The organism is Bacillus sp. DHT2 (genome assembly GCF_026241455.1).
In the GTDB taxonomy this organism is placed as follows: Bacteria; Bacillota; Bacilli; order Bacillales; family Bacillaceae_G; genus Bacillus_A; species Bacillus_A pseudomycoides.
On sequence record NZ_JAPHWH010000010.1, the window covers coordinates 100893 to 113963 of the forward strand.

Here is a 13071-nt window from a genome sequence, read left to right on the forward strand (position 1 = left end):
CAACGTCCTCTTGTTCTGAGCAAGCCGCCTGCACTTTTTTATAGTAGTTCAAACACCCCAGCAGCTCCCATACCGCCACCAATACACATTGTTACAATACCGAATTGCTCATTGCGGCGTTTCATTTCATGAATAAGAGATAATGTTAATTTTGCTCCTGTACAGCCAAGCGGATGACCAAGTGCGATTGCACCGCCGTTGACATTGACTTTTTCTTCATCTAGACCAAGCTCACGAATAACTTGGATCGATTGAGAAGCAAATGCTTCATTTAGTTCAAATAAGCCGATATCAGATAGCTCTAATCCTGCTAATTTTAACGCTTTCGGAATCGCTGCGATTGGTCCAATTCCCATTACTTCTGGTGGTACACCAGCTACTGCAAAGGAACGGAATTTCGCAAGTGGCTTCATGCCATCGCTCACTGCTTTTTCACGATCCATAAGAAGTACTGACGCTGCTCCATCACTCATTTGTGAAGAATTACCAGCAGTGACAGAACCGCGAACGTTAAATGCTGGACGCAATTTTCCTAAGATATCTAATGTTGTGTCCGCTCTTACGCCTTCATCTTGTGAGAAGATAATTTTTTCTTCTTGAATTTTGTTATTCGCTGCAATAGTTCGTAGCATTACATCCACAGCTACTGTTTCGTCAGCAAACTTCCCATCAGCTAACGCTTTCGCTGCACGCTGATGACTTCTTACTGCGAATGCATCTTGCTCTTCACGGGAAATTCCATATTTTACAGCAACTTGCTCCGCTGTGTGTCCCATGCCCATATAATATTCTGGAGCCGCTTCTACAAGTCGGCTATTTGGACGAACAACATGCCCCATCATTGGAACTAAGCTCATAGACTCTGCTCCACCAGATAATACTGCTTCTGAATGTCCTAACATAATGCGCTCTGCACCGTAAGCAATACTTTGCAGTCCTGAAGAACAGTAACGGTTAATTGTAATAGCTGGAACATCATAAGAAAGCCCTGCTAATCCGCCGATATTACGAGCCATATTTAAGCCTTGCTCTGCTTCTGGCATCGCACAACCGAAAATTAAATCATCAATTGGTCCTTCATAATTATTCGCACGTTTTAACGTTTCTTTTACTACTAATGCCCCTAAATCATCAGGTCGAACTGTTTTTAATGAACCTCTCTTTGCCTTACCAATTGGTGTTCTTGCTCCCGCAACAATGACAGCTTCTCTCATGAACGATATCTCCCCTCGTTATTAGTTACGTAATGGCTTTCCTTTTACAAGCATGTGCTGCATTCTTGCTTGTGATTTCATCTCACTTACTAAACTGATAAATGCTTCACGTTCCACATCTAATAAATACTGCTCATCAACTTCTGTTCCGTATGGTACTTTTCCGCCGGCAATGACATATGCGAGCTTTTTCGCAATGTGTAAATCATACTCGGAAATATAACCAGATAAATGCATTGCTTCAGCTCCAAGTAAAAGCGTTGCATATCCTGTCTCACCAACAACCGGTATCTTTTTACGAATCGGTGCTTTGTAACCCGCTTCATATAAAGCCAGTGCTTTTTGTTTTGCATCATATAGTAAGTGATCACCATTCACACTAATACCATCTTTATCGCCTAAGAAGTTGCGAGAAACAGCCTCTTGCGCTGATGTAGATACTTTTGCCATCGCAACTGATTCGAACACTTTATTCGCAACCTTTTGCAGGTCAAACTCCACACCGTTTGCCATTTTGTTTAAATGTTTAATATATAGTTCTTTGTTACCGCCACCGCCAGGGATTAAACCAACGCCGACTTCTACTAATCCCATGTACGTTTCGCTAGAAGCTTGAATGCTAGCTGCTGGTAAGCAAACTTCTGTACCGCCACCAAGCGTCATACCATATGGCGCTGCAACGACTGGCTTAGAGCTGTATTTAATTTTCATCATTGCGTCTTGGAAGTTTTTCACGACCCACTCAATTTCAAAGTAGTTGTCATCTTGTGCTTCCATTAAGATCATCGCAAGGTTTGCACCAACGCAGAAGTTCTTCGATTGGTTTCCGATAACAAGTCCTTTATAATTCTTTTCTACTTCGTCAACAGCGTAATTAATCATTTGCGTAATATCCATACCAATCGCATTGCTCTTCGAATGGAATTCTAAGCAAAGGATGCCATCACCTAAATCAATTAAGCTCGCTCCGCTGTTTTTCTTTAACACGCCATTTTTCTCTTTTAATTGCTTAAGAGAAATTGCTTTTTTATTACGTCGGATAAGCTTATATTCACCGTTATCGTAGTAATAGCTTTCACCATTATCATGTTTATAGAAAGAACCAAATCCTTTCTCTAACATGTCTTTTACCCACACAGGAACAACTTGGCCGTTCTCTTCCATCTTTTGAATGGATTTTTCTACGCCAATTGCATCCCAAACTTCAAATGGACCTTGCTCCCAGCCAAATCCCCATTTCATCGCTTGATCAATTGCGACAATATCATCTGCGATTTCTTTATGAAGCTTCGCAGAATATAAAAGAGTTGGCGTGATAATATTCCATAATAGCTCTCCTGCACGATCCTTCGCATATACAAGCGCTTTCAATTTGTTCGCTAGTCCTTTTTCTTGTTTACTTAACTCTACGGATGCGGCTTTTAATTTCTTACGCGCTTCATATTCCATCGTCTCAGGATTTAACTCTAAAATTTCTTTTCCTTGTTTTAAGAAGAAACCTTGACCTGTTTTACTTCCAAGCCATTTTTTATCTAGCATGTCATGCATGAAAGCTGGTACTTTAAATACATCTCTTTCTTCTTCCTGCACGTTTTCATATACATTGTTCGCAACATGAACAAATGTATCTAACCCAACAACATCTAACGTACGGAACGTTGCACTCTTTGGACGACCGATTAATGGGCCTGTTACAGAATCAACTTCCCCAACGCTATAGCCACGCTTGATCATTTCTTGCAACGTTACAAGTAAACCGTACGTACCGATGCGGTTCCCAATAAAGTTTGGTGTATCTTTCGCAATAACAACGCCTTTTCCAAGAACGTCTTCGCCAAATAATTTCATGAAGTTTAACACTTGTGGATCTGTTTCTTTTGTCGGTATAATCTCTAGAAGTTTTAAATATCGTGGTGGGTTAAAGAAATGCGTTCCTAGGAAATGTTTTTGAAAGTCATCTGAACGCCCTTCTGCCATTTTCTCAACGGAAATACCTGATGTATTTGAGCTCACAATAGAGCCAGCTTTACGAACAGCATCTACTTTTTCAAATAGTTTCTTTTTAACATCTAAGTTTTCAACAACAACTTCGATAATCCAATCTACATCAGCAAGGCGCTCAATGTCATCCTCTAAGTTTCCTGCCTCAATCAATGCCAGATTACCTTTCACTGTAAGAGGAGCTGGCTTTTGCTTTACTAATTTTTGCAGTGCCCCGTTACTAAAACGATTTCTCACACTTTTATGTTCTAATGTAAGCCCCTTCGCTTCCTCTTCTTTCGTAAGCGCCTGTGGTACAATATCAAGCAATAATGTTGGTATACCGATATTGGCTAAATGTGCAGTAATCCCTGAGCCCATTACGCCAGAACCGAGAACAGCAGCCTTTTTAATTTGGAACATCCATTTCTCCCCCTATTCTTGAATGAATGCTCATTCAATTTTTCGACATGCGTCGCAATCAATGAGTGAGCCTCTACTAATAAATATATGATACTGTTTAAATTTTCGCAATATATTTATTGATAAAATTTTCTGAAATAAATACTTTTCTTTTGTTTGGGTACTCTATAATTGTGTATTTTCTTGATAAAATACGCTTTTCCCTTTTTAGAATTTGACAAAAATGGAGGAATATATATGGCTAGACTTAAGAAAGACCCTTCAAAAGCAGGTGTTAGTGCAGCGAGTGTAACAGGAAATGCAGGTCCAGTTGATCGCGGCATCGAAAAAGGACGCCAAGGTAATAACCAGCAATACAAAAAGCACAACATGGGCGAAAAATAACGCTATATGCGCTTGTTCAAAAAGGAGGATAAAGAGAGACGAGCAGTTCGGGGCGCGGAAGCCGGGAGGATACGGAGTGTAGGTGCAACTACATGAGTACCGGACTGGCGACGTAACGAAGAAATGCGACAGCTATCTTTACCGGACTTTTTGAACTTCCTCTATATTTTTGGGCAGAAAACGTGGCATAATGAGTATTGGGCTGCTTTTCTGCCCAATTTATTTGTACATAAGGAAAGACAAAAGAGGGACTGCATAATGAAACGAACAATAATCATGATTGTGATGATTGCTACACTATTTACAAGTATGATTTTCTTTTCTTACACAAAAAGGCAAAAAGACGTAAGAAGTAATCAGCCTGATATCACAGGAAAATATGGTGTTACAATCGATGCAAATACGGGGGAAGTTTTGTACGGAAAACGGGAAGAAGAACGTTCTTATCCAGCAAGTGTAGCCAAAATGATGACAACCATTCTGTTACTAGAGAATGTAAAAGAAGATGAGGAAATTACTATCACAGAAAATGCGATAAAAACGGAAAGTCAGAGTGCGAAAATTAAGCTTCGTGCTGGTGAAAAATTAAAAAGAGACGAGGCATTAAAACTGATGCTTATCATCAGTGCCGATCCAATTGCTGAGTCTATCGCAGAACATATTGCAGGATCAAAAGAGAAGTTTGTAAAAATGATGAATGCAAGAGCGAAAGAACTCGGAACAAAACATGCAACTTTCAAAAATGCGAGCGGGGCTGACGCACTCGGCAATAAGGTTTCCCCTTATGACATCGCAATCATTACAAAAGAAGCATTAAAATATCCGATTGTGCTAGAATATATGAACACAACGCGTACAACGTTGCATACTTCACAGCGCGCTCCCAAAATTGCAAACTATGGTCGTGAAGAACTTTACAATGATCCATATGCAATTGGAAGTAAAAGTGGTTTATCCGCTTTAGGACAATATACTATCGTAACAGTCGATGAAAAAGATGGAAAGCGTGTTATTAACGTTGTACTTTCTTCTACTCGCACTCAGTTATATCCAGACACAAAAAAAATGGCACATTACGCATTTAAACAATTAAAATAACCAAGGAGTATTTAGCTCCTTGGTTATTTTTTTACCATTCCTTTTAAAACGAACGCAACGTTTGCTGGACGTTCAGCTAAGCGGCGCATGAAATAACCATACCAGTCATTTCCATATGGTACATAAACACGCATTTTGTAGCCTTCTTTAACAAGTTCAAGTTGACGTTCCGTACGAATACCATATAACATTTGGAATTCAAATTGATCACGTGAAATATTATATTCTTCGGCAAGTTTCTTCGTATATTCAATAATTGCCTCATCGTGTGAAGCAATAGCAGTATAATTTCCATTTAATAAGTGCATTTTAATAATTTTTTTATAATTTTCATCTACATCTTTTTTGTCCGGGAACGCCACTTCTTCTGGTTCTTTATAGGCCCCTTTTACAAGACGTAAATTAGGACTATATGCATTTAAATCTTCGATGTCTTTTTCTGTACGATATAGGTAAGCTTGAATAACAGTACCGATATTATCGTATTCAGATTTTAATTGCTTAAAGATCTCAATTGTTTTTCCGCAGCGTGTATAGTCTTCCATATCAATCGTAACAAACACACCGTTTTCTTTTGCAGCCTCTAAAATGCGGCGCATATTATTCATTACGATTTCATCTGAGATGTCTAACCCCATAGAAGTCATTTTTAAAGAAAGCTGTGAATCAAGTTTTTCACGTCCAATTGCACGGATTGCTTCAATCGATTGGCTTGCCATTTCATTTGCTTCTGCTTCATTATCAACGAACTCACCTAAATAATCGATTGTCACACAAAGCCCTTGTTGATTTAATTGTTTAATAGCTGCAGCAGCTAAATCAATTGTCTCCCCTGCGACAAAGCGCCCTGCACCAAAGCGTAAACCGTACTTCTTAGCCAGTTTTGTTAGCGCTTTATTTTTTGACAAGAAAAGAAACGAATTTCGCATTAATTGTTCCATGTAATTCACCCCTATGACTGTACTTTGTCTGTTTTTTACCCCTCTTCAAAATTATATCACTCTTTAAAATTATTTGATACAAATAATTATTTAGATAATTTATAAAATACTATAAAAATATTCAAAAGCCCATATTCTCGCTTTTAAATATCCATAAAAATTTTTCGACATTTAAAATAAAACTAGAAAAACAGGTGAACAACTAGTCTAAAATAAAAATTCGACAATACTCGTCACACCTCTTACTTCTCTTTATAAGTTATACAAAGATATTAATACGACTAAAAATGAATACAAATATAAAATCCTGAGGTACTTAGTTCTCTCCCATAGAAAATCAAGTGCAAAAGGTAGGAGGGGATTTCTATTGAAATAAGTATAGAAAGTGTAAAAACATAGAATCCCGGTTTCATTGAAAGGTACTATCCCTGCATAGTATATAAAATTTTACCCAGATGGAAAACACGTATTGGAGTGTGAAAAATGCCAAAAAGAATGAATGTACAACAAATTCGAATTGAACCTTGGAACAATGCTAATCTTACTTTACTTCGTCTTATGAATGTACCTGAGATGCTAGAATACTTAGGAGGGCCTGAGACTGAAGAACAACTCCTTGCTCGTCACGAGCGGTACCTTAAGATTAGTGAGTTAGGAACTGGACGTATGTTTAGCATCGTCCTTCTTCCGCAACTCGAAATTATTGGTAGTATAGGATATTGGGACAGCTACTGGAAAGAAGAGAACGTATACGAAATTGGCTGGAGCGTCCTACCACCATTTCAAGGAAGAGGAATAGCAACAAAGGCCGTCGAAAAAGCTATCGCTCATGCTAAAACGGAACAAAGGTACAGATTCATTCATGCTTTTCCCGCCATCAATAATCCTGCTTCAAACGCTATTTGCCAAAAGCTCGACTTCTTATTTATTAGTGAGTGTGACTTCGAATATCCGCCAGGGAGTGTCATGCGATGCAATAATTGGTGTTTAGAGATAACTACGAAACCATCAAACAATTCCTCTATATGACTTAAAAGCTTGGGGCCTATTGATCCCCAAGCTTTTTTGTAAAAAATCACAAAATGGTTTCTCATTCTTATTTCTGATTACGATGTTCCTCATTTAACCTTTTAATATCAGAGATTAACTTTACCATCTCTTCTTTTGCCTCTGGATATGTCTCATTCCAATGCTTGACTAAAGCTGGCATTGTTTTAGCAATGTAAGAGTACAGTGCCCACTTTTGCACTTGTTCTTTTCTCTCTTCACTGCCTTCCCCTAGTAACAATTCTGTATACTTTTCAAGTAAGCCATCAAACTGCTCATTAAATTTGTCACTCATTTCCCTTTCCTCCTTCCCTAGGTACTACAATCAATAATAAAAAAGTGTACCATGGATACACATTTCTTACCTAATTTACCCATACAAAAAAGCAGCAAAAATCGCTGCTTTCTCCTATAATTTCGAACGAACAGAATTTAATTTTTTCTCCATTGTGCTTTCTTTATCTCGGCGATCATCAATACGAATTGTTGTCGCTACACGCTTTGCACCTTTTGTATATGGCACTTCATGCATTTGTTGAATTACTTCAAGTAATACAGGGAGATCTCCTTCAATTACTGTATTCATCGGTGTTAATTGGTACTTCACGCGATCCGCGTTTTTCTCTAACACTTTTTGTACTTCTGCTACATATTCACTTACGCTTGGATTACCTGTTCCAACTGGAATAATCGATACATCAACAATTGCCATGGTAGTTCCCTCCTATGTTTGTTTCATTTCTATTGTACAAAACTCTCCCCTACTTTACTAACCATAACTATACTTTTAATTTATTTTTCATAATATACTTATCCTCTGTAATCCTTTTCCACTGGTTGTGCATATATTGGTGTTATCCTTTTAAGAACCACCATAATCAACTTATCCTTTTGAAAGGAAGTGGACAATTGAAAAAGTTACTTCTCACTTTATTAGCCATTCCCCTCTTATTTGGAACAACAGCTTGTGACTTATGGCAGAAGGATCCAAAACCAGTAGAAAAGCCTGATCCAAAGCCGAAACCCGATCCAGCACCGACTCCAACTCCGACTCCACCACCTAATCCAACTCCAATTCCGCCTCCTAATCCAACTCCGCCTCCTAATCCAACTCCGCCTCCAGCTTCAGTAGATACGGCTCAAGTCATGCAAAAACTGGTAAATTCAATTAACTCAGTTGGAAATTCAAATGGCATTAACGTAAGCAGCATTAAACTCTTTACTGAAACAGCACAAATCGCAACATATAACGGAATCTTTAATACTAAATTTGGATTAGGCGTTTCCATTTATAAAGCAACTGGCGGTATCGCTGCTGTTGCTATCGCTGGATCCGGTACATCTAAAGAACAAATTGACGCCTTTTATTCCACAATAAAGACTGTCATTCGTTCTATTGACTCAGCTCTAAGTGAGCAAGACATGAACACTATTCTAGAACAACTCGGTTCGAAAGATTATTTTCAAACAAAGCAATTCTCAACTCGAGCAATTAACGGTACATTAACTGTTACTGAAAACAATGGCGCACTTATGTTCAAGGCGGTTCATAATTAAACATACAACAAAGAATAGAGTCTATGTATGATGACTCTATTTTTTCTTTTTCCTGATTAAAAAGTGAAGTACTTGTGTAAATGCTTATACTTCTTTATTCTTAGTATAGAATCTAACTTGTTCGGAGGGCATTATGTTACAAAAATTCGGTTTCTCACAATACGAAAGCCAGGCATATGAAGTCGTAGTTTCAAGCGATGAACCACTAGATGCAACAACGATTGTAAAACATTCGGGTGTTCCAAAAGCAAAAATATATGAAGTATTAGCGCGCCTCATCGATAAAGGAATGGTTATGGATTCCGTCTCAGAAAAGAAAAAGCTATATACCGCCCTGCCACTGGATCTTGCCATTCAAAAATTAACGACAGAATTTCAATCGAATATTAAAGAACTTCAAACAAATATTTCAAAACGATCCTTTACAGATGACCGCGTTTGGAGCTTAAAAATGCAGTCTTCTATTCAAGTACAAAGTAAGCAGTTAGTAGAAGAAGCGAAACAATCTATCCGTATTTCCGCTTGGAATGATACCTTTTTAGAATATCTTCCCTTACTTGAGAAACAAGCAAAGCAAGGCATTGATATTGAAGCACTTGTAGTTGGAGATGTGAAAACAGAACTGTCAAATGTTCATTTTCTCATTCCAACTGAAGAACCTAACGCATTAGAACGTTACTTACTTCTTATTGTTGATGATCGTGAAATTTTATTTGCTGGGGTAGAGCAAGAATCGTGGCAAGCGATGAAAACAATGTCTCCGCCATTCGTAAAATTCTTTACGGAGTTCTTCTATCATGATGTTGCACTTGCAAAAATTACACAGAAACATCACGATCTCTTTATGAATGATGAGGAAATACGCAGCATTTTAATAAAGTTACGATATTAAAAATAGCAAAGGAGCTCTCTTTGCTATTTTTCATTTTGCTTTTTTATTTCAGTTAATAACTCAATAATCTTCTCATTTTGCTGAACCTGTTTCTCAGAATTATGGTAGAGGAAGCGAATCCATCGTAGTACAAAAGCAATCAGAAAAACTGGTAACACCATCGCAAAAAAGCCAATCGCCGATTCCAAATCCATATACCATCACTCCTCTCCCTGTACCCTTCTATATCATAATGGTAAATCCTTCAATTCACTTCAAACAAAAAAGAATCTATCAAACGATAGATTCCTTCTTTGCCACATGAGTAGATTGCCCTCTCGTAATCGAGAAGACCGCGCAAAGCAGTGCTAAAATCACAAAGCCTCCGCCTACCCATGCATTATATATAACCGACGATTGTTCAATAACAGCTCCGCCTACCGTTGAACCAAGTGCAATTCCTAAATGAAGCGCTGAGTTGTTTAAGCTTTGCTGAATACCAGCTGATTCCGGTGCAATTTCAATTAAATAATTTTGCTGCGCTGGTGAAATTGCCCAGCTTAACATACTCCAAAGCCCCATCATGATAATAAATAGCGGAAATGAAAATGTCATCATCGGTAAGATAAAGATGGCACATGCAAAGATGATAATAATGGAGATAATACTTTTCTTCGAGCCCCACTTATCTGCAAGCCAACCACCAAATCCGCCGCCGATTACTGCTGCAATGCCGAAAATAAAGTAAAATACACTAATCCAGTTTGCTTCCACATGCATCACGTCTTTTAAAAAGGGTGTTAAATATGCGTACAGTGTTAAATGTCCTGTTAAAAATAAGAATGATGTTAACTGCGCACTCACAATCTTTTTATCTTTCAAAGTAGCAATTTGTTCTCTTATCGACAATACAGCTACTGGTGGAACTTTTGTTAAGAATAAAGAAATACTCGCAATTGCTATAACCGTTAATACCGAAATTAAAACAAATGGAGCCCGCCATCCGTATGCATTCCCAAGGACAAGACCGAGTGGTACACCAAGTACAAGCGACCCGCTAATCCCCATAAAAATAATTCCGATTGCACGCGCACGAAAATGCGGTGCCACCACACTAGAAGCTAACGTTACTGACAATGCGATAATCAACGACCCACTTGCTGCACAAATGACCCTTGAGAACATGAGCATCCCGTAATTCAAACTAAATGCTGAAATGATATTACCAATTAAAAAAATAGATAATGCCCTGATATATAATGTTTTACGCTCAATTTTCCCTGTCATCGCTAATAAAATTGGCCCTGAAAGAGCAAATACAACAGAGAATATTGTAATTAATTGCCCAGCTACACTAATAGATACGCCTAAATCATTTGCTACTAAATCCAGCGTACCCCCAATAATTAATTCAACCGTCCCGACTACGAATGCCGCAATAGCTAAAATATATACACGAAAATTCAAGTTTTTCCCCACACTTTCTCTCGTTCACTTTTGGTTACTACAATCATAGTAACCAAAATGACATTTGCAATCAAGTGTAAATTCTCCTGCATACACCCGGAAATTTTTTACAAACAAAAGAGCAGACATATCATATGCCCGCTCTTTTCACTATCCCTATTCTTTAAGACTGCGTTTCTTTTTTCTTATTTAAATACCAATAAACCGGAAGACCTGTAAATACCATTCCAATCGATAAGAAACAGCTTTTCCAATCATTAATAATCGCACTTCCAATTACGAATAGTGATCCTAAAATCGCCACGATTGGTACGATCGGGAATAGTGGTACACTGTATGCACGTTCTTTCCCTTCATTACGTTTTCGTAAAATAAAGACGCCGATAAATGTCATCACATAGAAAATATAAATAATAAATACGGAAATCTCAGATAGCTTATTTGGATCACTCATAATCATTAAAATAATCCCTAATATAATTTCAAAAGTAATCGCATTTGCTGGTGTTTTAAATTTTTCATGTGCCTTTGCAATAAACTTAGAAAATGGAAGTTGTCCACGTTCCGCCATTGACATTGGAATACGCGGGAATGTTAAAATCTTTCCGTTTAAGCATCCAAAAATAGAAATGATAATACCGATACTAATGATTTTCCCGCCATATTCTCCAAGCAACATACTTGCTGCTGTCGCTGTCGCATTTTCACCAAGATCCACGATTTTCGCAGCTGGTAATACTTTCAGTAGAGCTAAGTTAATTAATACGTAAGCAACTGTTACAATTAAAATCCCCACTGTCATTGCCTTTGGTAATAACTTTGTTGGATTCTTCATTTCACCGCCAATAGAAGCAAGTAAAATCCAGCCATCGTAAGCAAATAAAGTTGCTAAAATTGCCATTCCAATACTTTGGTTTTCTGATAATGGTACAACTACATTAAAGATATCGCTATTCCCTTTCCAAAAACCTAACACAACAATTAATACAATTGGAATCATCTTTCCGAATGTCGTAATTGTTTGGACAATCCCCCCATACTTCGTTCCCATACTATTAACAACACCAAGGAACACAACTGTTCCAATTGCAATTGGTAAATTCCATACTTTATCTAAATAGAAAAAGTTAATCATTAAAGAGCTAAAATATAAACCTAATGTTCCAATAATAGCTGGGCCGTATACAATTGTTTGCATCCAGCCGGATAAATACCCCCAAAAGCTCCCATAAATCTCCTCTAAATACGTGTACAATCCACCGTTTTTCGGAATTTGCGCTCCAATTTCAGCTACAGTTAAACCGCTAGCTAGCGTTAACAAGCCACCTACTACCCAAGCGAGAATTGCCATATTCGAACTCCCTGAGTAATCTAATACGCTTCCTGGCTTCATAAATACACCAGACCCAATAATAGTCCCCACAACGATAGATAGTGCTACAGTTAAACCAATTTTGTTTTTCTCATCATGATGCATGCTGCGTATCCTCCTTCCAATTCTAGTGTGATGCAAAAATAAAATAAAAAAACACTCCTCCCTAAAAAAGGGACGAGTGTTGTATTCGTGGTTCCACCCTTGTTTCATCAGTAAAATAACATACTTCACCAATTCCTCAAGTCTAGATAACGGTGTTTGCCGGCAAGCAATTACTAATTGTTCGTTCACTGCTGCAGTTCAGAGGTGGTAATCTATTTTTCCGTATTAGGAAGCTCACAGCCAAAGACTTCCCTCTCTGAGAATCGTAAAAAATCGATCGTGTCCTCATCATCACTTCTTGATGTCGAATTTTGTAGTTAATGTTCATTATATTGAATTTTTCAAAAAAATCAAGAGTGTTTATATATATATCATATGAACAATTTTTTTCTTAAAATTTTCTACAAGCTTCATAAACGCTCATTTCATAATTATTTTAAAACTTTTTTAATCCTAATATAATAATCCCCATCTATCTTCCTCGTATGGTGCCCTACTGCCCAATGCCGAATAAATTCTTTCTGGTATAGAAATCATTTGCATAATGAAAAAGGCCAAACTTCTCCAGTGGGAGAAGTTTGGCCTCAAATAAATCCTATACACAGTCTCTTT

13 protein-coding genes and 1 other annotated feature are annotated in these 13071 nt (G+C 37.8%); of the genes, 5 read left to right on the forward strand and 8 right to left on the reverse strand.

From position 1 onward, the window contains the following. Positions 1 to 38: 38 nt before the first annotated feature. Both ORL93_RS21270 and ORL93_RS21275 read right to left on the reverse strand, forming a co-directional pair. The gene (locus ORL93_RS21270; protein ID WP_003201686.1) at positions 39 to 1214 is read right to left on the reverse strand and encodes an acetyl-CoA C-acetyltransferase; all 1176 of its coding nucleotides are present in this window, start codon (positions 1212 to 1214) and stop codon (positions 39 to 41) included. A 21-nt stretch (positions 1215 to 1235) separates the two neighbouring features. After that, positions 1236 to 3617 (reverse strand): 3-hydroxyacyl-CoA dehydrogenase/enoyl-CoA hydratase family protein, encoded by a 2382-nt coding sequence (locus tag ORL93_RS21275; protein WP_265959456.1) that lies wholly within the window; start codon positions 3615 to 3617, stop codon positions 1236 to 1238. Positions 3618 to 3854: 237 nt separating this feature from the next. Here ORL93_RS21275 and ORL93_RS21280 point away from each other — a divergent pair, with 237 nt between their 5' ends. Both ORL93_RS21280 and ORL93_RS21285 read left to right on the forward strand, forming a co-directional pair. Then, positions 3855 to 4001, forward strand: coding sequence for a YuzL family protein (locus ORL93_RS21280; RefSeq protein ID WP_003201682.1), 147 nt, complete (start codon positions 3855 to 3857; stop codon positions 3999 to 4001). 258 nt (positions 4002 to 4259) lie between these two features. Then, positions 4260 to 5099 (forward strand): D-alanyl-D-alanine carboxypeptidase family protein, encoded by an 840-nt coding sequence (locus ORL93_RS21285; protein ID WP_265959457.1) that lies wholly within the window; start codon positions 4260 to 4262, stop codon positions 5097 to 5099. 23 nt (positions 5100 to 5122) lie between these two features. Here the strand turns inward: ORL93_RS21285 and ORL93_RS21290 are convergent, their stop codons facing one another. Next, the gene (locus tag ORL93_RS21290) at positions 5123 to 6040 is read right to left on the reverse strand and encodes a proline dehydrogenase family protein (RefSeq protein WP_003201679.1); all 918 of its coding nucleotides are present in this window, start codon (positions 6038 to 6040) and stop codon (positions 5123 to 5125) included. Positions 6041 to 6523: 483 nt separating this feature from the next. Between ORL93_RS21290 and ORL93_RS21295 the strand changes: the two genes are divergently transcribed. Next, on the forward strand, positions 6524 to 7069 hold the full coding sequence (locus ORL93_RS21295) for a GNAT family N-acetyltransferase (protein ID WP_097795027.1): 546 nt from the start codon (positions 6524 to 6526) through the stop codon (positions 7067 to 7069). Positions 7070 to 7136: 67 nt separating this feature from the next. Here the strand turns inward: ORL93_RS21295 and ORL93_RS21300 are convergent, their stop codons facing one another. Next, positions 7137 to 7382 carry a YusU family protein gene (locus tag ORL93_RS21300; RefSeq protein ID WP_006096491.1) on the reverse strand — a complete coding sequence of 82 codons (246 nt, stop codon included), beginning with the start codon at positions 7380 to 7382 and terminating at the stop codon, positions 7137 to 7139. Positions 7383 to 7496: 114 nt separating this feature from the next. Further along, entirely contained in the window at positions 7497 to 7799 is a 303-nt protein-coding gene (locus ORL93_RS21305; RefSeq protein WP_001018864.1) for an MTH1187 family thiamine-binding protein, read from the reverse strand. A gap of 197 nt (positions 7800 to 7996) precedes the next feature. On the opposite strand from ORL93_RS21305, the gene ORL93_RS21310 reads away from it, so the two are divergent. Continuing rightward, positions 7997 to 8644, forward strand: coding sequence for an adhesin (locus tag ORL93_RS21310; RefSeq protein WP_098160519.1), 648 nt, complete (start codon positions 7997 to 7999; stop codon positions 8642 to 8644). A gap of 133 nt (positions 8645 to 8777) precedes the next feature. Then, positions 8778 to 9536 (forward strand): TrmB family transcriptional regulator, encoded by a 759-nt coding sequence (locus ORL93_RS21315; RefSeq protein ID WP_006096488.1) that lies wholly within the window; start codon positions 8778 to 8780, stop codon positions 9534 to 9536. A gap of 23 nt (positions 9537 to 9559) precedes the next feature. On the opposite strand, the gene ORL93_RS21320 is transcribed toward ORL93_RS21315, so the two are convergent. The 3 genes from ORL93_RS21320 to ORL93_RS21330 all read right to left on the reverse strand — a co-directional run bounded on the left by ORL93_RS21320 (position 9560) and on the right by ORL93_RS21330 (position 12459). Continuing rightward, positions 9560 to 9730, reverse strand: coding sequence for a hypothetical protein (locus tag ORL93_RS21320; protein ID WP_003209008.1), 171 nt, complete (start codon positions 9728 to 9730; stop codon positions 9560 to 9562). A 79-nt stretch (positions 9731 to 9809) separates the two neighbouring features. Further along, on the reverse strand, positions 9810 to 10982 hold the full coding sequence (locus tag ORL93_RS21325; RefSeq protein WP_029427618.1) for an MFS transporter: 1173 nt from the start codon (positions 10980 to 10982) through the stop codon (positions 9810 to 9812). A gap of 163 nt (positions 10983 to 11145) precedes the next feature. Continuing rightward, complete coding sequence (locus ORL93_RS21330) at positions 11146 to 12459, reverse strand: APC family permease (protein ID WP_003209004.1); 1314 nt, start codon at positions 12457 to 12459, stop codon at positions 11146 to 11148. Positions 12460 to 12524: 65 nt separating this feature from the next. After that, positions 12525 to 12760, reverse strand: a binding site (T-box leader). Positions 12761 to 13071 lie beyond the last annotated feature (311 nt).

What these genes read in the sequence shown, in the direction of transcription:
- ORL93_RS21270 (WP_003201686.1), bottom strand. Translation starts at nt 1,214, where the DNA reads ATGAGAGAAGCTGTCATTGTTGCGGGAGCAAGAACACCAATTGGTAAG.
- ORL93_RS21275 (WP_265959456.1), bottom strand. Translation starts at nt 3,617, where the DNA reads ATGTTCCAAATTAAAAAGGCTGCTGTTCTCGGTTCTGGCGTAATGGGC.
- ORL93_RS21280 (WP_003201682.1), top strand. Translation starts at nt 3,855, where the DNA reads ATGGCTAGACTTAAGAAAGACCCTTCAAAAGCAGGTGTTAGTGCAGCG.
- ORL93_RS21285 (WP_265959457.1), top strand. Translation starts at nt 4,260, where the DNA reads ATGAAACGAACAATAATCATGATTGTGATGATTGCTACACTATTTACA.
- ORL93_RS21290 (WP_003201679.1), bottom strand. Translation starts at nt 6,040, where the DNA reads ATGGAACAATTAATGCGAAATTCGTTTCTTTTCTTGTCAAAAAATAAA.
- ORL93_RS21295 (WP_097795027.1), top strand. Translation starts at nt 6,524, where the DNA reads ATGCCAAAAAGAATGAATGTACAACAAATTCGAATTGAACCTTGGAAC.
- ORL93_RS21300 (WP_006096491.1), bottom strand. Translation starts at nt 7,382, where the DNA reads ATGAGTGACAAATTTAATGAGCAGTTTGATGGCTTACTTGAAAAGTAT.
- ORL93_RS21305 (WP_001018864.1), bottom strand. Translation starts at nt 7,799, where the DNA reads ATGGCAATTGTTGATGTATCGATTATTCCAGTTGGAACAGGTAATCCA.
- ORL93_RS21315 (WP_006096488.1), top strand. Translation starts at nt 8,778, where the DNA reads ATGTTACAAAAATTCGGTTTCTCACAATACGAAAGCCAGGCATATGAA.
- ORL93_RS21320 (WP_003209008.1), bottom strand. Translation starts at nt 9,730, where the DNA reads ATGGATTTGGAATCGGCGATTGGCTTTTTTGCGATGGTGTTACCAGTT.
- ORL93_RS21330 (WP_003209004.1), bottom strand. Translation starts at nt 12,459, where the DNA reads ATGCATCATGATGAGAAAAACAAAATTGGTTTAACTGTAGCACTATCT.